The sequence below is a fragment of the Xylella taiwanensis genome, from assembly GCF_013177435.1.
Taxonomy (GTDB): domain Bacteria; phylum Pseudomonadota; class Gammaproteobacteria; order Xanthomonadales; family Xanthomonadaceae; genus Xylella; species Xylella taiwanensis.
In genome coordinates this window covers 633689-657744 of sequence record NZ_CP053627.1, presented here as the reverse complement: position 1 = coordinate 657744, position 24056 = coordinate 633689, and the positions used below count along the sequence as shown (strand labels likewise).

The window sequence follows — 24056 nt, the reverse complement described above, 5'->3', positions numbered from 1 at the left end:
GCCTCATCATCAGAATACATCTGCCAACCAGCACCACCGGTATTCTCCTACTTACTAACAGACGGCTTGTCATGCTGACGCGACTCCCGGTTGAGCACCTCGACTTTTGGATCATTCCACGGCCCGCTCACATGGTAGGTCTTGGCACCGATCGCACCTAATGGCTTGCTAAGTACCATGTTGGCTGCCGCACCAACCGCCGCGCCAACCGGACCTCCAGCCACCGCACCGACCACGGTTAACAGGTTGCCACTTTTGGGATTCACATCCACGATCTGATCGAACGTCTGCGCAGCCAAATCGGCCTGACCACGGATCGCAATATTCACTGCTGGGCCCTCGATCTTGAGTCCATCTGTGCGCGCCTGCCCATCGCCAAAGTGCACTTCACCGTCGAGCCGATTAAACGCCAGCCCCTTAGAAAAGAAATCGCGGAAGTCGAGCATCAGCCGCCGTGGCAGCTGAGTCACGCTGAGTAATCCAAGGACCCGACCAGCCCCAGGCTTGAGCTCCAGTAACTGACCATTACGCGCAGCCACTTTCAAATCACCGCTCAGTGAAGGCAAGTGGAAGCCAATCGGTGATCCATTCCAACCAGCATTAAGCTCAATACCCCCCTCACCACCACGCAATTGCGCTCCGTAACCGATCGTTTGTGCCAACTCTCCAAGATCACGGCTGTCTACCCGCAGCGACAGCCGGGTGCTAGCGGCCTCCCCCTTGCCCCGCCAAGTGCCGACCATCGATAGCCGCTGATTCGGGGAATTCATCTGCAATTGATCTAACTGCATCGCCTCAGGCAGACGCCGGGTACGTAGCTCCATACGCCCGAACTTGGTCTGGCCGAACTTCACATCGTCCACCTCGAACGCCAAGGATGGGATCGAAGCTGGATCGACATCAGCCATCGGACGCTGCACCGCTCCAGGTCCCTTCATCCACGGAGCCTGCGCAGCCTGCCAGTGCAGTACACCTAAAGTGCCAGTGACAGTACCGTCATTTGACTCGGGAATGTTCAGTTGACCAGACAGTGCCGACCCATTCACCGTCACCGCTACTGCCTGATGCACAGGACGCAGCTGCAATCGAGTATTCGGAAATACCCCACCCAATAGCAACAGACGATCGATCTGCAGGTCAATCAGTCGCAACGGCAAATCAGAGGAAGCCGCAGACCCACCACGCACTAATCGGATCCAGTCGATCGCATCCAGCGAAGCGCTACGTCCAATGAGAACCAAGCCATGCTCGGGCGGTGCTTCGCGCACACTGTCACCTCCCATGACCACACGCACACCGATGCCACTCCCACGATTGCGCACGCGCGCCGCAGCCAATTTATCCAATGTCAAAGCAATATCGCCCTGCTCCATTGGTAAAGCAACATCAACATGAGTAGGCAACAGTCTGCCGCTCCCTTTGTCCAACGGTGCCGGCAAGTTGAACCCAGTACCAACCAGGTCCGAATCCAGCGTTAAGTGACCAGCAACCTTGTGTGCCTCAGCCACACTCTTGGCCAGATCTAGACCGATCCGCCACTGCGAAGTGCCATATACATAAGGCCGCAACCAATCCATCTGCGGGGCATGATGCAGCAGAGACTTGACGTTGACCGCTGCCGACAGCCGCGCCTGGAATACCTGTGCTGGATCATCGACCGCATCGCCCGCACGCAAACTTAAGCGCCCCTCCAATCCCTGATGCAGGACATGCAAGCCCTCAGTGCTGAAACCACTGCTGCTGTAGCGCACCGGGCCACGCACATTCTCAAAAGTGAGGTTCCAACGCCGTTCGGTAAAACGCACATTGCCCAGCATCACCTCACCGCCCAAATGGCCATAGTCGGCATTTTCCTTATGGCGCAAAGGTAGCTGCATATCGAAACTGACATTCGCTGGGCCGGCGGCACTGACATTGTCCAAAGTATCAGCATAGTGTCGATGCAACGGACTGCGCCGCAACAGCCCCAGCAGCTGGGTGGCATCGCTCTGGACGCGGGCGCGTACATAGAGATCGCCCCTCTCAAAATCCTCAATACCTGCCTCGCACTGGATGGCCGGCACACCAGCAAGTTCGCTTCTTCCATGCAGCGAGAAACCAGTACTGGTAAAGGCGACGTCAGCATCGAGCTTTTCCAATGCGGGCCACTCACGCTGAAATCGCATCACCCCATTATGAATACGGCCAGCCGCCTCAAAATAACCGTTGTGGTTCTTAAACGGCCAGTCCTGCAATTCGCCCTCAATGATGGCAAAGCCACCACTGGCCAAGCCATCCACCAGAGCACTATTAAGCCAACCAATCAGCTCATGGCTCATCTTGGAACGAACCCAGAAGCGCTTGGCCACCGGCACCGCGACATCGTCCAGCTGCATGGCCATTGAGATACGCGGCAAGGTGCCATGGCCTTCGAACCACAACCCACCACGCACATCTGCCCCGTAATCGGCCGCCTGCACTCGCAACGCTGGCGTTGCAACTTTCCAACCATCACCTTGACGCCAACCGACAATCCGCCCAGTCAAGTGGATTTCATGGCTGCCTCCAAACCCGGAAGGCCAATCAAGACGCACGGACGCAGACGGATCCGGAGTCAACACTCCCCCCTGTGCATCGGCCTCCAACGTACCACGGACTCCACTCAGACCAGGCGCATTGTCCACAGGCAGGAAACCAAGCCGGTCAAAGCGGCCAGCCACCCATAGCCGGCCATCAGCCTGGCTCCGCACGTGTAATCCAGCAACACTTAGCTGTGGCCGTGCACGCTGTAACCACGTGCGCAGATCCGGCGCAAGCCAATCGCCGAGCGCCAGCACCGCTAGTACTGTTCCAGCATCCAAAACACCTGGTGCACTGAGCGTATAAAACGAACCACCCTCGATCACCAATCCATCCAATCTCTGTAGCCGTTTCGATTCACCCATCCGCAACCGAGGCACCACAATGCGCCAGCCGTCACCCTGACGTTGCCAGCGTGCAAGCGCCTGTAGCTGCGGCCAAAACACACTCGGCACCATTGTCTGTCCAGCAAGATGCATACCCTCGAATCGGATCCGTTGTAGATGCGCTTGCACCGTCACCCGCTCGACCTGGTGGCGATGCAACTGCGTCCAGACTTGCACATGGCCATCGCCATCACGGATGCTGATACCTCCCATCACACCAGTAAGCAATGGAGACCAAGACGCCAACTCGGTCGGCAGCGCCTCAATATAAGCAGCGCCATCCCCACTGACACGATTGAAATCGAGCACCCCTGTGACCGGCGCACGCACTGAATCCAACCAACCATGAACACCAGCGCGTAGCCGCTCTCCGACCACACGCACACGCAGGTTGATCCGCGACAACGTCGTACTCAATCCGAACGATGGGGCATCGACACTGAGCCGACCCCCAATCACCTGTAACTCACCAAGCCGTCGCAATACATCCAGCGGATCGCCGCCGACGTCGCTAGGCAACCCATAGACCGACCAGCGCCCAGCAGCATCGCGATGTACAGTCAGCGCCACCCCACGCAGACGCAATTCGATCAGCGAACGCCCTGGAAGCAATCCGGTATACATCGCCACCAGCACCTCCGCTTCCCCAATCCCCACCTTCCCCTGTGGACCGATACGCACTCCCTGCAAACGCAGCAATGGACCGCGCTGAGTCCAGCATGTACTCAGCGCATCGAAGCGCACAGGTTGACCGGTACGTGCACTGAGCCAGTCTGCCACTTGCTGTGGATGACGTTCGACGAGTGGCAGGAGCTGGCTGAATATTCCCACCGCCAGCGCCACTGCGACAAATACACCAACGCAAGCGTACGCCGCATAACGGAACACACGGGGAAAGCTCAACAGAGCAGACATCCTAGACAACAGTAATCTTGGAAAAATCGGCCGCATGGGAAGCCATCATGTCCATCTGCGGTGAAGCAAGCACCTTGCCACACACGCGATGAACACCCACAGCCATACATCCACTGCGCATACCACAGATCCCGCCAAGTCATTCACAACAGCACCACGTCATACTGTTCCTGCAAATACTGTGGATCAGCCTGAAAGCAAATCGCCTTACCAAGCCCCCCCTCCAGCTCAGCAACTGCGGCGGACTCCTCATCCGTCATCCTGGACACCACCTTGGGTGCAGCAATCACCAACAACCGCACTGCATCGAATTGGGACACTGCTCGGGTGATCTCACGGAATATTTCGTAGGTCACCGTCTCAGCCGTTTTTATCGTGCCACGTCCCCCGCATTCCGGGCACGTTTCAGACAACTGCCGCTGCAGGCTCTCGACCGTACGCTTACGCGTCATCTCAACCAAACCCAGTGGTGAAAAATCGTACACTGTGGTCTTGGCATGGTCACGCAGCAATGCTTTCTCCAACACACGCAACACTTGGCGGCGGTGTTCCAGGTCTTCCATGTCGATAAAATCGATGACGATAATCCCTCCCAGGTTACGCAGCCGCAGTTGACGCGCCAACACCTGCGCCGCCTCCAGATTAGTACGGAACACCGTTTCTTCAAGCGTGCACTGACCGACAAACGAACCAGTATTTACATCCACCGTGGTCATCGCCTCGGTTTGCTCGATCACCAGGTAGCCTCCGGATTTGAGCGGGATTTGCCTATCCAAAGCACGTCTGATCTCTTCCTCAACACCGTAAAGATCGAAGATCGGATGGTCGCCAACATACAATTCCAGTTTCTCTGCAAGCACCGGCATATATTTCGCCACGAATCCCTGCAACTGGCCGAAAGCTTCCTTCGAGTCCACCTTGATCTTCTCCACATCTTTACGGATCAGATCACGTACCGAACGTAACGAAAGACTCAGGTCCTCATAGAGGAGGCTGCACGAAGGCAATTCACGCCCACGTCGCTCCACCACACTCCAGACTCGCGACAAATAGGCGAGGTCCTCGGCAAGCACATCGGCCGGCTGGCCTTCGGCATTGGTACGGACGATATAACCGTAGCAACCATACTGAACCGCCAGATCAGTAACGACTGATTTCAACCGTGCACGCTCGGCTTCGTCCTCGATCCGAACTGAAACCCCGACCACCTTAGAGTGCGGCAGCAATACTAAATAGCGCGAAGGAATGCTGATGTGAGTAGTCAGACGCGCACCCTTCGTACCTATCGGCTCCTTCAGCACCTGCACGATCACGTCCTGTCCATCGCGCAGCAACTCAACAATCGGTATCACGGATGAAGGCGGTGGTAGCGTGGTTTCCTCGGTATCAATCACACTGGGAGCAGCAGGCGCCGCCCGTATCACATCGTTAACATGCAGAAACGCGGTGCGTTCCAGTCCCACATCAAGGAAGGCCGCCTGCATCCCGGGCATGACCCGCTGCACTCTGCCTTTATAGATATTCCCAACCACGCCACGGCATCCATCGCGCTCGATGTGCAGTTCCTGCAGCAGGCCATTTTCGATGACTGCCACACGAGTCTCACTGGAAGTCACGTTAACCAGTATCTCCTCTGACATCTAAATATCCTCAAACGTCGCCAGCAATTGCGCGGTTTGCTGCAGCGGCAACCCCATCACCCCAGAATAACTACCGACCAGATGGCTTACAAAACACTCGCCGCGCCCCTGAATGGCGTATGCCCCGGCTTTACCCATCGGCTCGCCACTGTCCACGTAACGCACGATCTGTATTTGACTCAACGACGCAAAGCTCACTTCCGAAACGACCAACACCTGCGCCGACACACCTCCAGGTGTCACCAGCGCTACCGCTGTCATCACCTGATGAGTACGCCCGGATAAAGCCACCAACATCGCGGTTGCTTCAGCAAAATCGGCCGGTTTGCCGAAGACACGGCCATCAAGCACGACTTCGGTATCCGCACCCAACACCTTCGGCGCCAACGCATCCCCCAGCCTTGCCAAACCCGCCTGCGCCTTTTGTTGTGCTACCCGGCGCACATAATCCTCGGGACATTCGTCCGGCCCACGCACCTCAGGAATGTGCAGATCAAGGATTTGGAAAGGAACGTCCAGACGTTGCAGTAATTGCTGACGACAAAGCGAGCGGGAGGCAAGATAGAGCATGCGGTGAAGAATAACCCGCGCGCGCACCAAACTACGTTACCCTTCTCAGATCACGATGTATTCATTAGCGACACACCACGCTGACTCACGGTGTATTCACCATCGAAGGAGAAATTGATGCGTATTGCATTACTACCACTGCTGATTGCCATGTCCCTGTTCACGGGATTGGCCATCAGCGCCCATGCTCACACCTCTTCCAACTGCAACCTGCCCAGCGACGGCACCTTGCTGAGCATTTCCACAGAGGGAGAGAGCAAGCGCACTCCAGACATCGCCACTCTATCGGCAAGCGTGTTCACCCAAGCCCCCAGCAGCAGCACCGCAATGGGCCAGAACGCCGAACGAATGAGCCGTGTGATGGCCGGCATTAAGACCGCTGGCATCGCCGATAAGGATGTACAAACCAACAGCGTTTCGCTTTACCCGCAATATGTGTATCAAGAAAAGCTTGGTCAAAAACTCACCGGCTACCAAGCCAGCAATACCATCAACATCAAGGTGCGCGATCTTGCCAAGCTCGGTAAGGTCATAGACGTTTTGACAGCTAACGGCATCAGCCAGCTCAATGGCCCTAACTTCGAGATCGACCAGATTGAGTCGGCCTACGACGAAGCACGCTTCTCCGCGTTACAGAAAGCCCAAGCCCAAGCCAAATCCTATGCAGACCGTCTGGGTCTTAAGGTACGTCGGGTCATTGATCTCTCCGAGAACCGCAGCGGCGGCACACGCCCAGTGAGGATGATGGTCGCCCGCGCTATGAACATGAAGGCCGATATAGATACCCCGATCTCGCCGGGTGAGAACAGTGTAAACGTCTCACTCAATATGACCTTTGAATTAGGGAAGTAGAAGACAAAAAAGACTGCAATTTCCCACAAACATTGCAAAAGGCTCAGGAATTCTTCGACCAAGCACCGTAAGCATGTCTCTGATTCGGACGCAAAGTATGCTTCTCGGTGTCTTGCTCGGAGCATCCCCACCTATCCCACTACCCATCGTACTCAACCTGGGTGGGCAACCTTAGCGAAGTGCTGAATCGACCCCACATACTCTCTGTTCAATCGGTCATTGCCATCCCTCCCCACCACCTTGCAGCACACGTGCTCGATGATCGACAACACATCGTCGACATAGCAGCGTTAACGATGCTGACGTGGCCACCATACCGCCTCTACTCGCGCGCCGCAGACCGATCAAGTACACCGAATGAGGACAGAAAACATTGAGGGTCATCGCTGTGCTCAGTATTCACTTAGGAAAACAGGACCGTGGAATCTACCATCACTGGCAAAACCTCTGAATACCGCCTCTTGCATGGATGATGGCACGCTCACCAGCATCGCCAAGACGGACTTATTCCGAGTTAATTCAGACGTGCAGTACGCCACACAAGCCAGCAATGACAGCAAACCACCGCAGAGACCACACGTCCAAAACCACCGCCCCTCTTTTAAAGGCAAGTCATGACACTCATCCACCGTCAAGACCAAAGCCATTGTCCCCACCCGCCGTATTGCATTGTCCACGCAATTTTCAACAAGGTGGATTTCACCATTGCATGATCGTCCAGCGATCTTGCGTATCTTCATGCCAATCAACGCTCGCTTGCTGCTGTCACGCTTCTACCATCGGCAATGCGTGGAACCCTACATGACATCTCGGCTCATCGCCGCTGTGGCGTGATGTTGGCAACACACATGGTGTCCACACCTTGAAGCAAACATGACGATGGCGGAGCGTTTCACAGAAAAATCTACCGCAGCGCCTATGTCGCATTGTGCTGTACGCCCAAGCAGCATCCTGTGGTGTATCGCCCAACACGTTGACGTAACAGAAAAAACGTCCGTATCACCGCATGCAGAGAGTGATATGCATAAAAAAATGCACAAACACGGCCCCTACTCCATAGCGTCACCAACGCGGATCCTACTTCCAGAGGCATCGCTCCAGACACCCCATTTCACATTCATCCGGATGAAGAGATAAAATAGCCCAGCCTCGCCGGTCACGTTGCCATGATTCCCATCAGCTTCGAGTTTTATCCACCCAAAAACGACGATCAACGCTCGCAGTTGGACAGGACCGCAAATCGGCTGCACGCATTCGCGCCAGAATACGTTTCCTGCACCTTCGGCGCCGGTGGTTCCACACTCCGTTACACCTCAGAAACCGTGCGTCATCTCAGTCAACACCATGGCTTCGACGCGGCACCGCACCTGTCCTGTATGGGCGGCAGCCGCCAGGAAATCCGCGAACTTCTCAAGCTGTACCGCGCCATTGGCTGCCAACGCATCGTGGCGCTACGTGGTGATCTCCCCTCGGGCATGGGCCACCCAGGCGACTTCCGCTACGCAGCCGACCTGATTGCCTTCATCCGTGGCGAGCACGGCAATCACTTCCACCTGGAGGTCGGCGCATACCCGGAAACCCATCCGCAAGCCAACAACGCACTGAGCGACCTTAAATACTTCAAAGCCAAAGTAGACGCCGGTGCCAATGCAGCCATCACACAGTATTTTTATAACCCAGACGCCTATTTCCACTTCGTCGATGCAGTACAGCGGCTGGGCGTCAACATCCCCATTGTTGCTGGGGTCATGCCAATCTCAAACTTTGACCAATTGCGCCGCTTCTCCGAACAGTGCGGCGCCGAGATCCCCCGCTGGATTACAAAAAAGATGCAGGCTTACAGCGACGACACCAAATCGGTACGCGCATTCGGCGCCGACATCGTCACCGCATTATGTGAGCGACTGATCGCTGGCGGCGCACCAGCATTGCACTTCTACACGCTCAACTTAGCCAAACCAAGCACCCAAGTCCTACAACGCTTAGGCTATTGAAGACCGCGAGCGATCCCTGCTTCAACGTCATGCCTCCACCGCTGACCAGCTGACCCTAGCCTTGATTCGCCGTATCAGCGCAGCCCAACCCATGATCCACAGGCAAATAAGATCTACAAAGACCTTAAAAACGACCTCACACCTGCCACGACTATCGCATCCAGACAGGCAGACTGTCTCAACGATCGGGTTGCAGCATTGCACTAGGCACTTCTCATGACATACAACGCCAATTGCCTGCAACACCGATTTTCTATGAAACCCTTTTCCTAAGCACCACTTCTCCAACATGCCGGCACGTTTGGCGAACATTGCGCAATCTCTTTTATTGGGTCGGCACAACATGCCGGACTATCCGCCTACCGCAGCAAAGCACATCACTACCAACCATCCCCCAGCCAATCGTGCCACCACGACACTGCCATCTAAGCGGCTCCATGAGAATCCCCCGGTAACACCACTTGACAGCGGCATACCGCCAGGCATCAAGCCGTCATGCTGATCGCTCAGACGGCTCCCGCATCGGCCTGACCAGCGCCCATAACACCCACTGCCAGCCCAACCAACAACACCCAACCCCAACAGCGCACGCACCACACACAGTAACAGTGGCCACAACATGTCTGCCTCCACTCACCCCGGCCACAGACCACGCATCGCAGTAATCCCTTGAGCGCCGTAACGCCGTGCTTCCTCGACCTGATCAGCACGCATCCCACCGATCGCATAGATTGGCAACGCAACCTGCTCGCGCAACCGCTTAAACCCCTCCCAACCCAGCGTCGCTGCACCAGGATGGCTATCAGTCGGTAACACAGGGCCCAGCACCGCGAAATCGCAACCAATGCGCTGCGCATGACGCAACTCGGCCAAGCAATGACACGAAGCACCGACCGGCAATCCAGTCGGCAACGGCCGCGCATCCAAGACAGCCAACTGTTCAGCCCCCAAATGCACCCCAACACCCAACGCCTGGGCCAAAGCAATATCCCGATTCAGCAACACTTCCACATGTGCACGGCCACGACATTGCAATGCTTCGCGCACCAACCCCGACCAGCGCGCTGGATTGTATTGACGCATGCGTAGCTGGATCCGCTCGATCCCAAAACGATACGCACGCTCCACGCCTTCCAGCCACTCACGTTCCTGCTCACCCGGCTCACCCGGCTCAGGTGTGACCAGGTAGCGGGCGGGCTGACACAGCATACCCACCACTGGTTGGTCAGCCGGAGGCATCGAATAACGCATCAATTTATCGGGATCGACCCAAGTCAACGCCTGCCCCTCACGTCCCCGCGGTATCCCTTTCCAAGCACGTACCCGCCGCACTTCCAAGCACAGACGTTTGTCCGGATACAACTGTGGCACCTCCATCAACCAATCGCCGATTTCAGCATTGATCCCCAGTTCCTCATACAACTCGCGCATCAACGCCTGCTCGGAAGTCTCACCAAATTCACGCTTGCCCCCTGGAAATTCCCACAAGCCCGGCATGTCGCTGGTTTCGGTACGCCTGCTCAACAGCAAACGTCCCCGCACATCAGCAATCACAGCGGCTACAACATGAATAGATCGAAAAGAATCAGCCATACTCGCAAGCTTGCCGATATCGCGTCATCGCATGCAACAGGATGACTCATACCGGCTGTTTTCTTCACCCATCGAATGGTTTCCCAAAGACACCTGCCTCCCCATCATCGACAAGGACGCGGTCACCACGTCAATACACCGACGGCATAGGTACCGCTGGTGGAGACGATCATGCAAGTAAATCAACATCTTCCCGAAGAACAGACGCCCCCTGCGCTGGATTGGATCGTCGTCTGGACAGTGGAATAGATGACGCCAATGCTTACAGACAACAACACCTGGGAAACGATAGATCGGTACCAAATAACTCAGTGTCTTAGATGTCTTTTGCATCCCTACTTGGTCAAACATACGAAGCGCCCCCCTATCATGTATTCGTGCCTAGATGCATCTCCAGCTGCGCACTTCATAGCACATCACTCAGTGAGCATCGGATGAGCATCGCAAGATCCGCTCTGGCCACCTGAAAAAACACCGCATTGTCATAGCCGCTGTTTACGCTATCTCACCGTACGCAAGTCACAATGCGCATCGCCACACCATCTATAGCGACAGGCGGGCATGATGCATCGCTACCACACGACACCTCATCAGGCATAGCACCCCTTCCATGGCTTACGACACCAGGGGGGAGCACTACCGCTTGCTTGACAGGGCTTAGGGGGCTTTTCATAATCCATCCCCCTGAAAAGCCCAGGTGGCGGAATTGGTAGACGCACTAGTTTCAGGTACTAGCGGGTAAAACCGTGGAGGTTCGAGTCCTCTCTTGGGCACCATCATCCGAATCCGGCAAACCACCCGATTCACCCCGAAACGCTTGCCTACAAAGGTCTCAGGCGTTTCGTGATCAACCAGCAATACGATTCAGCCGAATCTGCCTAAAAATCCCTTCATACCATGCTCCTCATCGTAGGGATCCAGATGCGATCACCCGCCGCGCTCGATCTTCGAGGCAGTGTGCCAGGAGTGGCACTGAATCCGTAAACACCTGAGACAGCCAGCACACAGACCTGTGCCGCACCAGTGATCGCCACCACATTGCCAGCACAAAGACATTCGTTATCTGCTGCGATCATAAATAGATAGGATGCTCTAACGCACCCGAGAATCTTTGCACAGCACGCCAGCAGCACAAACATCGTTGGAACAATACAAGTACGCAAACCAACCTGCATCGACAGCCAGTATCATCTTCATCTTAAGTATCTTCTCCACCTGATCCATCAATACAGATGCATACAGGAATCGAGTGATGGAGTCAGGTTCCAAAATACGACCCATTCAATTGCAGACACACCAGCCATCGTCACTGTTACGTTCACACTCGGCGCTTATCCACCTGATACATATCCCATTCCTTTCCAGGATATCCCTCACTCCAAAACATGGATGACATGTTCCATATCCAGACAGCCATCTAAAGAGGTGCTATGACACTCACACTACTTTAGTACTGTCCATCACATGATTAAACAACCAACTCCCTATATACATGAATCCTCACAATGATCGCAGGAACGTGAAATTTCATAAACAGAGATGACTGTAATAATGAACTTTAATAAGGAATAAAAATTCTTGTCTTCACATCGGAACCACAACGTACCTTGAACATCATCATACGAATTCGGAAACCAACTAGCAGGTTTAAAATGAATCTTAAAAATTTCTCATTCCAACAATCCCGCTAGCTGGCATAAGAAACATCCCTGTACAGACACCATCTCGCTGGATATCGACATTCGTCCAGAAAAAAAATCCTGTAGGACTTTGTTTGAGGTCAGAATGATTTTTCCATCATTTTTTCAGATTGTTCATAAACAACGTAAAACCACTTTAAATGCAACCTTGAAAACAAGTTTGCTATTGAATCACAGTGACACTTGAAGCGATAAATTTTTATAAAAAAACATATCTCAGCAATGCCACTCCCACAAAAATACTAATGAGAAGGATAGAAATTGCCAAAAGTAATCCAACCCGATCAGCACCTTTCTTAGTCATGTTTCCTGTCACTTCAAATTGTGTTTTGAGATTAAAGATATTCACGGTAGCCTCGTGCACAGTTGAGTGAAATAAAAAAACAGTTCCTTGACTTGTTTCGAGATGAAGAAAGAAATTTTGAGATACATCACCTCTACCACTTCCCTCTTTTCTTACTTCGTTTGTGTTGTTCTTTTTTCATTTTGTTCAATCCATTCTCCTAGCAAGCGTGAGCTTTAAGCCATAATTAAGTTACACCCGACAAGTCATACCATTACAAGCATTATGAATAGCTGATCCACTGGATTAAATGCAGTAATAAGGATAGAAAATTATCTAGTTCAAGATTTCTTTTTCATTCAGAACATTATCCCGCCATCAAAGTGGATAGATAGACAAGGCATCTTCCACCTCAGCGACATCCCACTCTACGCACAATACGTGGTTCCATATCTACTCAATGCATGAAGCACATATTGCCTCTGACACTTGATTGTTTAAATCAACCAGTGTTGAGTCATCTCTTTATCGGTCAACTCGTGATACAGAGAGACTGCGCCATCTCAGCCTGCAGCCGCGATACCGGGCTGGCCATCCACCCCTTGCTGATCTGTAGCAGCTTCTCCAGGCCGGCCACCACTCGTTCACCCAACAGATGCGTATGCTTCGTATGCACGAGGTAGGTGGTGTTGAGGGAGGTTGAGCCTGATCACTTGATCGCATCCTGATCCGGATGCGTCGGCATCATCTGCAAGGCCAGTCCAGCCACGCGGCGCATGGGGTTGAGAATGCCGTCGGCGCACACGGTGGTGTCGCTCTTCTGCTCGTCCGACAATCCGTTTCAGAGAGGCAATGTCCACCAGCAGCTGCTGAATAGTGCTGATGCGGTCTTTGGAGAGCAGCGAGTCCTCCTCCAAGCACGTGCTCGCCGGGGATCACCTGAGCCACTTTAACCGGGCCCAGGTCGCCGTTAGCGTTGTATTGGGTGGCCATCAAGTCCACGACGGCCTGTTCCCAGAGACGTGTACCCGCCCCGTGCGGATGGGCTGCGGTGCGGGTATTGAGGTATTGGTGCAGAGTTGCTGGATGCAGAACACCTGGAATACCTGCGGGGTGAACAGGTGACTGATGCCCTGGTTCAGAAGCAGCCACCCGCTATCGCTCAGCAGTGTCCAGGCTTGGCTGCTCTGTTGCACCGCCGCTTGCCTGCCGCCACCAAAGGTTCGTGTAGGTACCGATGGGGTCGTGGCAGCGCTGCATACAGGGCTTGTTAGTCAAGTGAACGGAAAATCGTACAACACCGGATTTGACCGATCATCACCACTTTTTAATCAATCAAAGGTGAGGTCAAGCGATACCAAGCCCAGGAATGGCGCTGATCACGTCCGGATCGAAACCCGCCAGGATGGCAAAGTGGCGGCCTCGCGCCACATAGTCCTGATAAGCGCCAAAACTCGGCGCTCCAGGCGAAAGCAGCAGCACCCCTCCCTGTGCGCCCAGCGCTGCACGTGCCAACGCTATCGCCTGCGGGAGATCCACAGCCGCATGCAGTCCAAATCGGCCTGCGGCCAATGGCGCCAGCAGTGCGTGGATATGCGGCCCGTTGGCCCCCATCGTGATAATTTCCAGTGGCGCTCGCTGCACCATCCGGGCAGCAAAGCTCTCCCAATCCACCCCACGATCATAGCCCCCCACCAGTACCGCCACGCGGTGCTCGGGGAAGCAATCCAACGCCGCCAAAGTGGCATGTGGCGTCGTACTGATCGAATCGTTGACCCAGAGAACGTTGTCACGCTCACCCAGCAGCTGCAAGCGGTTGGGCAGTGGACGGAAGTGCAATGCAGCAGGTGCCAACGCCACCGCATTCAACCCCAGCGCTTCGAGTGTGGCCAGCACTGCACATACATTGCTGCGGTTGTGCACTCCAGGCAGGGGAATCGACGTGGTATCAAGCACGGCCTGCTCACCGCGATACACCATCGGTCCGCGCACGTGCCAGCCATCACGCCGGTTGAACCAACGCAACTCACTGTGTGGTAATGCCAACGACGCCAAATGCGGATCGGCGGCATTGAGCAGAGCGATACGCGGTCGCGCCGCCGTCACCAGACTGAGCTTGTCGTTGATATAGCGCTGCTCATCGCCATGCCAATCCAAGTGCTCGGGAAACACATTCAACACCAGCGCCAGTGCGGGTCGTGCCCCACTGCGTGCAACGTCTCCAGTCTGATAGCTGGACAATTCGATGGCCCAATATTCGGGGGCCGGCTGCGGTGTCAGCAACTCCAGCAACGGCACGCCGATGTTACCGGCCAGTGCTGTGCAATGGCCCCCCGCACGCAACAGGTGCGCCAGCAGTGCCGTCGTCGTGCTCTTGCCCTTGGTCCCGGTGACGCACACGGCACCAGGCACCAAACCATCCGCATCAGCATGCGCTGTGAACCACAATTGGGTACCGCCAATGAAATGCACGCCAGCAGCGGCAGCGGCGACAGCCACCGGGGTGTAAGGACTGATACCGGGCGACTTGATCACCGTGTCGAAGGCGGCAATTCGGGAAACACTGACCTCGGTTTCGATGCACAGTGCAGGGTCAGCCAGTGCCTGCACATCAGTCGCTTCGGCCATCGTGCAGAACAACGTCAATGGCTGCTTCGGGAACGCGGCACGGAGTGCACGATAGGCGGCGCGGCTTTCGCGCCCCCAGCCCCATAGTGCAATACAGCAACCTTCAAGCGCAGAAATGTGCACTCACGCGCTCCCATAGGCCTGCGGGGATGCGATGCTCATCAGACAAGGTCAACAAGGGGGCCAGGTGTAACTCGGCAGGATCCAGGTGCGGTTGGATTTCACGGATGAAGCGCATTACCAGGGCATCTTCCTGCCATTCAGCGCGCGTCGCCAACACGGCCAGCGCCGTACGGGACTCGCGTGCTTCACCTACACACTCGAAAGGCTTGTAATCCAGCCATTCAAGCAGAGCATCGAAACCACCCGCCTGGCTAGCATCATCCAACAAATTGCGGCCAAAAATGCCAACCAGACGCGTTTTTGGCATGAACGGTGCTAGTGCCAAGAACACGAAGTGGCACTTGGGACATTGCCCGCACCAGCGATGCACAGGGCGTTCACCCAGGATGTGAAAATTGCGATTGCAACTCGAAAAATAGGCATCGTAGCGGACACAGTGTGCAAACTGCCGCGCCACTGCCAATTCCGAAAGAGGACGTAATAAGGAGTAGTAACGCAAATCGGCAGCAACACGGCGCTGTACATAGTCACTGAAATGCTGCTCGAATGCCCAGCCCTTGGACCACTGATGGTTCACCTCGCCTGTACCCGGGATGACACTGCCATAGCTGGCTGAACGCTCATTGGAAAACACAACCTGGTCGACACCATGCAGCAATGCAACCAACACCAAGATCGCCGAGTTAATGGCGGTCACCGGGATATGTCCATTCCAGGCACCTTGGCGGTTCAACTCGAATAATTCTGGAGCGAGCATGCGTCCAATGTTGAGCAGCGGAAGACCTGTACGGTCAGCGCAGGCACGGATCAACTGCGAACCACCGATCCACACCACACTCTGATTCATACCGGCCGCGCGCAATGTCTCGATACTGACCAACGAATCCTTACCGCCACCCATCGCCACCAGCGCGTGTTCACGCAAACCGGCCGCCGATGCAGGGACCGTTGACACGGTGGCCTGCACCGGCAATTGGAATCGGCCATGCAAATTCAACCCATTACGATAGGCGAATTCGCTCAATCCGTAGAAGTACACTTGCTCCACCAGAGCAGCGGTCTCGGTATCAATCGCATCATCGTCGATCGCCACCGTAGCCGGCACGACTGCTTTGTAATAACTCACGCCAGCGATCAGGTGCAGCAGGCGCAATGCCTGCCGTACCGCCGCGGCACGCGCGCCCTCCAACACAAACGGGGCACCAGGCACCGTGATTGTTTCCACGAATTCCGGTCCCCGGTCGAAGGCATACACCAACGCAACAACACCAGTCTGTGCATCCAATGTGCAGCGAACAAAGCGAAATGTAGAGACCTGGGATTTATCGAAGGTGGCCGTCATGGAAACTCCAGAAACTGACAGGTCAACAGTCCCCGTACAGCAAGATACACGAGCAATATGATCGTGGTTACAACGGGACCGTAACACCACTCAGGCATCAAGCACGACCTCGCCCGGAAGGCCACGCAGATTGTAGGTGCTGGCCATCGAGAAACCATAGGCGCCGGTATCGGCAACCAACATCAGATCGCCAGGAACGGTGGCGGCTGGAAGGTAGCGGCGGCGGCCAAACACGTCGGAGGACTCACAGACAGGACCCACTACATCGCATAGTACAGATGGTGTCTCCCCCAAGCGGCTGAGGTTCTCTATGCCGTGCCAGGCATCGTAAAGTGCAGGGCGGATCAGAGTATGCATGCCAGCCTCCAAGCCAACGCGACGGATGCCATCCTTTTCAATCACCTGGGTCACCCGGGTCAGGAGCACACCTGCCTCAGCAACCAGGAAACGACCTGGCTCGATCACCAATTGGAACTTCGGATGCAACGCTTTGACTTCGGCCAAGCTGAGCGCCCACGCTTCCAAGTCAAACAGTTCGTCATCAGCTCTGTACGGGATCGGTAAGCCACCACCGATATCCAGCGTACAGACACTGCCTATGCGGCGCGCAAAACCAGCCAATTCATCGTACATCCGAGCCCAATGGTTGCCGGTCTCCACACCGCTGCCAAGATGGGCATGCAAACCAGTCACGGTGATGTTCAGCGTCTTGGCAACGTCAATAAATTCGTCGACACGCGTTGCCGAAAGACCAAATTTGGATGCCTTGCCGCCTGTGGTGACTTTCTCGTGATGACCCTCTCCATGACCTAGATCAATGCGTAACCAGAACGTACGGTTACGGAACACTTCCGGCCAGAGATGCAACGCCTCGACATTGTCCAAGGTCACGTTGACGCCCAGCGCGAACGCCTGCTCATACTCAGCACGCGGAGCAAAGCTTGGGGTGAATAACACGCGCGACGGAACTATCTTCGGTACCACAGCGAACACGTGGCGCAGTTCACCCAATGACACACACTCCAGTCCAAAGCCTTCCTCAAGCAATGCACGCAGAATCGCCGGATGTGGGTTGGCCTTGATGGCGTAGTAGCGCTGATCCACGGCACCCACCGCCGTCAGCTGCCGTGCACGTTCGCGCACCGTCGGCACATGGTAGACATAGCAAGGGCCGGTGTCCTTTTGATCCATGGTCAGTAAACGGGTGCGGGCATCGTGCCACCAAGGCGTCACGCGCGAACGTACGTGACCGATGATTTCGCGCCAACGCAGACCGAAAACTGCACGTTCTTGCACTGGCATCGCGCCGCTATCAATCAACTTGGAATGCAGCACCGCCAGTAATCCATCAGCATCAGTCTCATCGATCACAAATGTCAGATTCAGATCGTTGGAGGACTGCGAGATCATGTGGACACGTTCCTTGCCGAACGTGGCCCATACCGCCGAGAGTTTGTGCAGTAGCGAACGCATACCACGCCCTACCAAAGTGATCGCAGCGCAAGGCACGATGATTTTGACTTTGCAGATCTGCGACAAATCGGTTGATAACGCCGCCAACACGTCAGTGTTGACCAGGTTCTCGGACGGGTCCAACGACACGGTCACATTGGTTTCTGCAGAGCCGATCAGGTCCACCGACAAACCGTGTTTCTTGAACAATGCGAACACATCGGCAAGAAAACCAACCTGCTGCCACATGCCAATCCCCTCCATCGACACCAATACGATGCCGTCACGACGGCTGATCGCCTTCACACCAGGCACTGGCTCAACCTCAGCATCAATACGGGTGCCCAACAACTCGGGCCGCTCAGTATCCAGGATAGCCATCGGCACGCCAGTATCACGGCATGGCTTGATCGAACGCGGATGCAGCACCTTCGCGCCAGTCGTGGCGATTTCCTGTGCCTCGTAGTAATCCAGGCGGGTCAGCAAACGCGCGTCAGGGACTTCCTTCGGGTTCGCACTGAACATCCCTGGCACGTCGGTCCAGATTTCGACGCACGCCGCACCAAGCAATGCACCGAAATACGCAGCTGAAGTATCCGAGCCACCACGCCCCAGGATGGCAGTGCCACCATCCTGGTGGCGCGAGATAAACCCCTGAGTGATGAGTACCGGAGACGGCTGCGCGTCGAAACGTGTACGCCAATCTCCATCAGCCTGCCATTGACAGGACACAGACAGACGTTTCGACCATTCACTCTGGTTCGGCTGTGGTGGTAACGCTGTCAGCCAGTCACGTGCATCCGTCCAATTGATGTCCACCCCGGAAGCACGCAGATAAGCTGCACCAAGTGTGGAGGACAACAATTCACCTTGCCCCAGCAGCTCAGCCTGCCAATCCAGTGAGCGCGTCACCGCACGCGCATCATCGAGAAGGTCCCACAAGATGGTGAAGCGTGTGCCAAGCACCACTTCTGCATTCAGTCCAAGCTCAGCCAAGAAATCGCGATGACGCTGTTCCAATGCAGCCACGCGCTGCGCGCTGTCAACGACTCCTTCAGCAATCGCCGTCAGCTCGTTCGTCACACCAGATAGTGCCGAAACCACAATCAGCACGCGTGCTCCATGCTCCTCAACGCGTTTCTTCACCAGCATCCCAATGGTGTCCCAACGATGACGACGCGACACGGAAGTGCCGCCAAATTTAAGAACAATCCAGCGATCTGCAGTAGGGGAAGCTGACATTAGCGTTGATGTTTTAACTCTAGAGTAAAGCCACCTGCGGTATGTGGCATCGCTGGCCATTCTACTGTCAATCTGACGATGGATAACCGCAAGGCTCCTGTCACTAGATCTATTCGCAACAAAATTTACCAAATGAAACTATAAAACCTGTCGAATGCAGAGAACCGAGATCGAAAAAAACATCATCTCATCCCACGATCAACCAACAAGTTCATCAAGGCGCTGGAAAGGATATGAACATTTTGCAACTAACCACACAGTAAAGTTTCATTCGTCTCACCTCTTAAGTGTGGCAGAAGCAACAGCAACCACAACAATGAAGCTGTCTTCCTTGAGGTTAAACACGTCTTCTGTGTTCATCCGCGGAAAATACTCTTTTTTGCGCACATAGAATCAAACGTTGGCCAACACCGCCACTTTCTGTTTCTACGTCCGCAACATGGCCGACCGGACGGTCACCACGGAGAAAAACGAATGTCCGCTGTACATCCCATTACCCATCCCATGTGCGAATCTTCCATTCGCATCATCGAAGAAACTCATCGCAATGTGTACTGGATCTATATGCATGCTCATCTCGCCAAAACTGCAGGGCGCGCCTGCTTCTCCTTAAAATTGATTGACGACATGATGAATTATCAATCCGTACTTAAACAGCAATTGCACGAACAAGCCGTTCCATTACCATTCGTTGTGCTCGCCTCAGACACCAATGTGTTTAATTTAGGCGGAGATCTGCAGCTCTTCTGTGAACTGATACGCCAGAAGGACCGTGAAGCATTGTTGGACTATGCCTGCCGCTGCGTGCATGGAGCGTATGACTTCCATGTTGGGCTCAATGCTAACGTGCACAGCATCGCGCTGGTCCAAGGCAATGCGCTAGGAGGAGGTTTCGAGGTTGCACTCTGCTGCCATACTATCGTCGCCGAGGAAGGAGTAATGATGGGTTTCCCTGAAGTATTATTCGATCTGTTCCCAGGCATGGGGGCCTATTCTTTCATGCGCCAGCGCATCTCTTCCAAGCTGGCCGAACGCCTCATACTCGAAGGCAACCTCTACAAGGCCGAAGAATTGCTGGCGATTGGGCTGATCGACAAAGTAGTCCCTCGCGGCAAGGGGACAGAAGCAGTCGAACAAATCATCCGTGACAGCAAACGCACACAATACGCTTGGCCGGCGATGCAACAGGTGAAAAAAATCGCAACTGAAGTCTCATTACAAGAGATGATACGCATCACCGAGATCTGGGTGGACACTGCCATGAAACTCGGTAACAAATCACTCCGCACCATGGAACGCCTGATCCGCGCCCAGGAAATCCAGAAAACACCGCACTGACACATTGAGACTCAAAACTTCAAGCAGTGCTGATGATCACGGCAACGTCTCCCCGCGCCGGCGTTCTTGCCGGCGCGCATCAAGTGCATCACGACCACACATGAGTGCTTCATGCAGTACCCGTACGCGGTCGCACCACTCGGATTTCAACTGCCAATCTGGAATCCGCATCAACTCTGCAACGAGCGACGAAGCACGCATGAAGCCAAGATGACCAAGCACACCATGCAGTGCATGCGCCTGTTCACGCACCTCCTGCCACTGGTTGGCTTCGGACGCGGACAACATTGCCTGCTGACAGTGTTCGGCATCGCGCAAGGACTGCACTATGAACTGCTCTTCGAAACCATCGCCCATATTTAACTCAGCAAGTTCGTCCAAACCTGCAGGATCAAACACCTGACGCTTCTGGACTGGATATGGCGGTAATGCATCACAGAGCAATACACTGCCCTCATCCTCAGCAATTTCGGCAAGCACATCCAGAAGTTTGGTAGCAAGCACTGGTTTGGGCAAAAAGGCACGTGCCCCTGCCTCTTCACAACAGCGGATCGAGTCTGACGTCACATCTGCACTGAGCACCAGTACCGGTGTATAAGGCATACCGCTACTCTGCATGACGCGCAACTGTTTGAGCATGTCCAAGCCGCTCATTCCGGGCATGTGCAGGTCGACGATCACTACATCGAACTCCATACCAATCAGAGAATCCAGCACTGCCTCGGCACCGTCCACGCATAGCACCTTGTGTCCAGCCTTATCGAGTATCCGGGATAACACCATGCGGTTAGTTTCATGGTCATCAGCCACCAGAACACGCATGCTCTTGACACGGGCGCGATGCCGCAGGAATGGATTGGAAAACGCGATGACATTGCTCGCTTCTAGCAACTGCGATTCCTCGGTGACCTCTTGCGCCACCACCGGCGCCTGCCCCAGTTCGAACGGCAACTCAAACCAAAACAAGCTACCACACGGCACGTTCTCCTCGAACCCAATCCTTCCACCCATCAATTCAATCAAACCCTTGGCGATTGTGGTACCCAGCCCGCTTCCTTGATAGCGACGATCCAAACCAACATCAGCCTGCTCGAACACGTCGAACAGCCGAGACCGCATTCCCAATGGCACACCAATGCCAGTATCAGCAACTTCGAAACGCAACACCACACTGTGGTGACCAGATCTACGGTTCAACACGCTGACACACAACGTGATCCAACCACGCTCGGTGAACTTGACCGCATTGCCGGCAATGTTCAATAACACCTGACGCACATATCCCGCATCACCCAACAACCATTCGGGAACATCCAATCCCACATCAACGCGATACTCTAATCCTTTATTACGGATCTGTGGCCGAAGGATCAGACCAACACTGCCAATCACCTCCTGCAAGGAGAAGGTATCGTGAAGGATACGGATTTTGCCTGCCTCAATTCTTGAGATGTCCAGCACTTCCTCGATCAAGGACAACAAACTGTGTACGGATGCCTGAATCGTATTCAAGCACTCCCTTTGCTCCGCGTCCAAACGCGTCGTGGCCAGCACTTCTGTCATACCCGACAAACCATTCAGCGGCGTACGAAATTCATGACTCATGTTAGCCAGGAAACGACTCTTGGCCTCGTTAGCCTGACGCGCATCCTTGAGGGCATGGATTAATGCCTTAAGCAGCGACTGAAAGTACAACGGGATGGCAACCAAACCAATCAGCAAACCCCAAGCCAAAAAGGGATTGGACTTCCAATACGCTGAGATGAGGATCACCGTCAGAAAACTCAGTGCACCGATGGTAGTGGCTGCCAGCAGATACGCACTGCCATAGCGCAGACCATTACCAATCGTCACCCACAAGCACACTGCATACACTGGCGAACCTGCTTCACCCATCAGCAGCATCACCACCGTCATGGACGTGTAGTCGGTCATGATGCCGATGCAGCGCCGAACGTGTGAGATCTGCGGACGCATGATGATCGCCACCATCAGCGCAAGTGACACGCCAAGATCGGAAAGCAGCACCAACCAGATGATCCGCCATTTATTGAGATCAGTCCCGGCATACCAACATGCGCTCAGGTAGACGATAAAGAGCGAGACGATGACAAGCCTGATCAGGTTTTGCACATGCTCACTATCCGGCCGGTGCGACAGCCGACCGCATATCCATTTAACTTTCTTTAGCATCCCAGACTCCCGGCCCGGCCAAAGCAAAAGCAGTGGAGAACTTAACGCAGATGCGTTGCAGCTGATCACGGCCGCGGATGAGAGCATCAACGCAGTGTGGATCGAATAAACGCCCACGCTGAGCATACAAATAGGTGATGGCCGCATCCATGGTCCACGCCTGCTTGTAAGGGCGCAATGAGATCAATGCGTCAAATACATCAGCCACCGCAACGATACGTGCCTCCAGAGGAATCGCCTCACCAACCAAGCCATCTGGATAGCCACTGCCGTCGTAACGCTCATGATGGCGCAACGCAATCAATGCACCAACCTGGATACAGCGGTTCTGACTGCCACTCAGCAACTCGCAACCAATACGCGGATGCCGACGCATCACGGCCAGCTCCTCCTCATTCAACGTGCTCCGTTTGAGCAACACCGCATCGGGAATGGCAATTTTGCCAATATCATGCAGCGGTGCGGCACTCTGAATAACCCGGACCTCTTCGTCGGACAGACCAAGTTGCTCAGCAATTAATCCGGCCACCTGCGACATGCGCTCAAGATAGGCACTGCTGCTGCCATGACGATACTCGACCGCACGCGCCAAACGTGAGACGGTTTCACGCTCACGTTCCTCGACCTCATTCATAACAGTCCGCAAGCGCTGCTCCAAAGACAGCACGCGTTGTTTCACCCTTTCACTGTGCTGGCGTAGCTGCAACAAGTTGTTGCAACGGGCACGTAATTCACGCGGACGGATCGGTTTAATCAGAAAATCGATGACACCAGCATCCAACGCAGCCTGACGGATCGGCTCATCACCAACGATGGTAATCAATAGAATCGGGATATCACAGTGGCTGGGCAATCGACGTAGGCGCCGCGCGAATTCCAAACCATCCATATCCGGCATCCGGTAATCGAGCAGCAACAAGTCAACTTGGTTGGCCTCACACCAAACCAGTGCTTCTAACGGGTCACCGAAGTCGAAGACTTGCAAATGAGGCGCAATATTTTCGATCACATGACGCAGCATCGCCCTAGCCGACATCTGATCGTCGACGATCACAATGTTCAACCCCACATACGCCTTTTCATAGCCATCCAGGTGCTGTACCAAAGACAATTCACCGGACTGCATAGCAAAAATATTATGCATACGCCCTCCGGGCACTACATTCGCACGTCCCCTGTTCCACACTGTGAAAGTGGGAACACATAGGTAGAATAGGTCGAATCCGACACACGATATCGTCGTTTT

The 24056-nt window shown here is 54.7% G+C and carries 16 protein-coding genes and 1 tRNA gene; 5 read left to right on the top strand and 12 right to left on the bottom strand.

What is annotated here, in order from left to right; genetic code table 11:
* Positions 1-47: 47 nt before the first annotated feature.
* The 3 genes from PLS229_RS02675 to PLS229_RS02665 all read right to left on the bottom strand — a co-directional run bounded on the left by PLS229_RS02675 (position 48) and on the right by PLS229_RS02665 (position 6070).
* Entirely contained in the window at positions 48-3896 is a 3849-nt protein-coding gene (locus tag PLS229_RS02675; RefSeq protein ID WP_051482291.1) for a YhdP family protein, read from the bottom strand.
* Between the two features lie 107 nt (positions 3897-4003).
* Positions 4004-5500: a ribonuclease G gene (gene rng / locus PLS229_RS02670; RefSeq protein WP_038270906.1), complete on the bottom strand. Its 1497-nt coding sequence runs from the start codon at positions 5498-5500 to the stop codon at positions 4004-4006.
* Positions 5501-6070 (bottom strand): Maf-like protein, encoded by a 570-nt coding sequence (locus tag PLS229_RS02665; RefSeq protein ID WP_038271007.1) that lies wholly within the window; start codon positions 6068-6070, stop codon positions 5501-5503.
* A 117-nt stretch (positions 6071-6187) separates the two neighbouring features.
* On the opposite strand from PLS229_RS02665, the gene PLS229_RS02660 reads away from it, so the two are divergent.
* Positions 6188-6922 (top strand): SIMPL domain-containing protein, encoded by a 735-nt coding sequence (locus PLS229_RS02660; protein WP_038270905.1) that lies wholly within the window; start codon positions 6188-6190, stop codon positions 6920-6922.
* Between the two features lie 1166 nt (positions 6923-8088).
* Complete coding sequence (gene metF / locus PLS229_RS02655; protein WP_038270904.1) at positions 8089-8916, top strand: methylenetetrahydrofolate reductase [NAD(P)H]; 828 nt, start codon at positions 8089-8091, stop codon at positions 8914-8916.
* Between the two features lie 351 nt (positions 8917-9267).
* On the opposite strand, the gene PLS229_RS02650 is transcribed toward metF, so the two are convergent.
* Together PLS229_RS02650 and PLS229_RS02645 are read right to left on the bottom strand one after the other, a co-directional pair.
* Positions 9268-9537 carry a hypothetical protein gene (locus PLS229_RS02650; RefSeq protein ID WP_038270903.1) on the bottom strand — a complete coding sequence of 90 codons (270 nt, stop codon included), beginning with the start codon at positions 9535-9537 and terminating at the stop codon, positions 9268-9270.
* Positions 9538-9549: 12 nt separating this feature from the next.
* Positions 9550-10509, bottom strand: a complete 960-nt coding sequence (locus PLS229_RS02645; protein ID WP_038270902.1) for a Nudix family hydrolase — start codon at positions 10507-10509, stop codon at positions 9550-9552.
* Between the two features lie 691 nt (positions 10510-11200).
* Between PLS229_RS02645 and PLS229_RS02640 the strand changes: the two genes are divergently transcribed.
* A tRNA-Leu gene (locus PLS229_RS02640) sits at positions 11201-11285 on the top strand.
* A gap of 1739 nt (positions 11286-13024) precedes the next feature.
* Here PLS229_RS02640 and PLS229_RS02635 read toward each other — a convergent pair.
* Both PLS229_RS02635 and PLS229_RS12405 read right to left on the bottom strand, forming a co-directional pair.
* Positions 13025-13168 (bottom strand): hypothetical protein, encoded by a 144-nt coding sequence (locus PLS229_RS02635; protein WP_160165159.1) that lies wholly within the window; start codon positions 13166-13168, stop codon positions 13025-13027.
* Positions 13169-13201: 33 nt separating this feature from the next.
* Complete coding sequence (locus PLS229_RS12405) at positions 13202-13327, bottom strand: hypothetical protein (protein ID WP_267903171.1); 126 nt, start codon at positions 13325-13327, stop codon at positions 13202-13204.
* Positions 13328-13368: 41 nt separating this feature from the next.
* Here PLS229_RS12405 and PLS229_RS02630 point away from each other — a divergent pair, with 41 nt between their 5' ends.
* Entirely contained in the window at positions 13369-13617 is a 249-nt protein-coding gene (locus PLS229_RS02630) for a hypothetical protein (RefSeq protein ID WP_152536600.1), read from the top strand.
* A 222-nt stretch (positions 13618-13839) separates the two neighbouring features.
* On the opposite strand, the gene murD is transcribed toward PLS229_RS02630, so the two are convergent.
* The 3 genes from murD to PLS229_RS02615 all read right to left on the bottom strand — a co-directional run bounded on the left by murD (position 13840) and on the right by PLS229_RS02615 (position 19279).
* Positions 13840-15243, bottom strand: coding sequence for a UDP-N-acetylmuramoyl-L-alanine--D-glutamate ligase (gene murD, locus PLS229_RS02625; protein WP_038270900.1), 1404 nt, complete (start codon positions 15241-15243; stop codon positions 13840-13842).
* On the bottom strand, positions 15224-16585 hold the full coding sequence (gene murL, locus PLS229_RS02620) for a UDP-N-acetyl-alpha-D-muramoyl-L-alanyl-L-glutamate epimerase (RefSeq protein WP_038270899.1): 1362 nt from the start codon (positions 16583-16585) through the stop codon (positions 15224-15226). Before murL ends, murD begins: the two co-directional genes overlap by 20 nt.
* 90 nt (positions 16586-16675) lie before the next feature.
* Positions 16676-19279 (bottom strand): bifunctional aspartate kinase/diaminopimelate decarboxylase, encoded by a 2604-nt coding sequence (locus PLS229_RS02615; RefSeq protein WP_038270898.1) that lies wholly within the window; start codon positions 19277-19279, stop codon positions 16676-16678.
* A 474-nt stretch (positions 19280-19753) separates the two neighbouring features.
* On the opposite strand from PLS229_RS02615, the gene PLS229_RS02610 reads away from it, so the two are divergent.
* Complete coding sequence (locus tag PLS229_RS02610; RefSeq protein WP_038270896.1) at positions 19754-20617, top strand: crotonase/enoyl-CoA hydratase family protein; 864 nt, start codon at positions 19754-19756, stop codon at positions 20615-20617.
* Positions 20618-20653: 36 nt separating this feature from the next.
* On the opposite strand, the gene PLS229_RS02605 is transcribed toward PLS229_RS02610, so the two are convergent.
* Positions 20654-22810 carry a histidine kinase dimerization/phospho-acceptor domain-containing protein gene (locus PLS229_RS02605; RefSeq protein WP_038270895.1) on the bottom strand — a complete coding sequence of 719 codons (2157 nt, stop codon included), beginning with the start codon at positions 22808-22810 and terminating at the stop codon, positions 20654-20656.
* Positions 22794-23954: a cyclic di-GMP phosphodiesterase response regulator RpfG gene (gene rpfG, locus PLS229_RS02600; RefSeq protein ID WP_114867075.1), complete on the bottom strand. Its 1161-nt coding sequence runs from the start codon at positions 23952-23954 to the stop codon at positions 22794-22796. Before rpfG ends, PLS229_RS02605 begins: the two co-directional genes overlap by 17 nt.
* Between the last annotated feature and the right edge of the window lie 102 nt (positions 23955-24056).

What these genes read in the sequence shown, in the direction of transcription:
- PLS229_RS02650 (WP_038270903.1), bottom strand. Translation starts at nt 9,537, where the DNA reads ATGTTGTGGCCACTGTTACTGTGTGTGGTGCGTGCGCTGTTGGGGTTG.
- PLS229_RS02610 (WP_038270896.1), top strand. Translation starts at nt 19,754, where the DNA reads ATGTCCGCTGTACATCCCATTACCCATCCCATGTGCGAATCTTCCATT.
- PLS229_RS02605 (WP_038270895.1), bottom strand. Translation starts at nt 22,810, where the DNA reads ATGCTAAAGAAAGTTAAATGGATATGCGGTCGGCTGTCGCACCGGCCG.
- PLS229_RS02660 (WP_038270905.1), top strand. Translation starts at nt 6,188, where the DNA reads ATGCGTATTGCATTACTACCACTGCTGATTGCCATGTCCCTGTTCACG.
- metF (WP_038270904.1), top strand. Translation starts at nt 8,089, where the DNA reads ATGATTCCCATCAGCTTCGAGTTTTATCCACCCAAAAACGACGATCAA.
- PLS229_RS02665 (WP_038271007.1), bottom strand. Translation starts at nt 6,070, where the DNA reads ATGCTCTATCTTGCCTCCCGCTCGCTTTGTCGTCAGCAATTACTGCAA.
- PLS229_RS02645 (WP_038270902.1), bottom strand. Translation starts at nt 10,509, where the DNA reads ATGGCTGATTCTTTTCGATCTATTCATGTTGTAGCCGCTGTGATTGCT.
- rng (WP_038270906.1), bottom strand. Translation starts at nt 5,500, where the DNA reads ATGTCAGAGGAGATACTGGTTAACGTGACTTCCAGTGAGACTCGTGTG.
- PLS229_RS02615 (WP_038270898.1), bottom strand. Translation starts at nt 19,279, where the DNA reads ATGTCAGCTTCCCCTACTGCAGATCGCTGGATTGTTCTTAAATTTGGC.
- PLS229_RS02675 (WP_051482291.1), bottom strand. Translation starts at nt 3,896, where the DNA reads ATGCGGCCGATTTTTCCAAGATTACTGTTGTCTAGGATGTCTGCTCTG.
- rpfG (WP_114867075.1), bottom strand. Translation starts at nt 23,954, where the DNA reads ATGCATAATATTTTTGCTATGCAGTCCGGTGAATTGTCTTTGGTACAG.
- murL (WP_038270899.1), bottom strand. Translation starts at nt 16,585, where the DNA reads ATGACGGCCACCTTCGATAAATCCCAGGTCTCTACATTTCGCTTTGTT.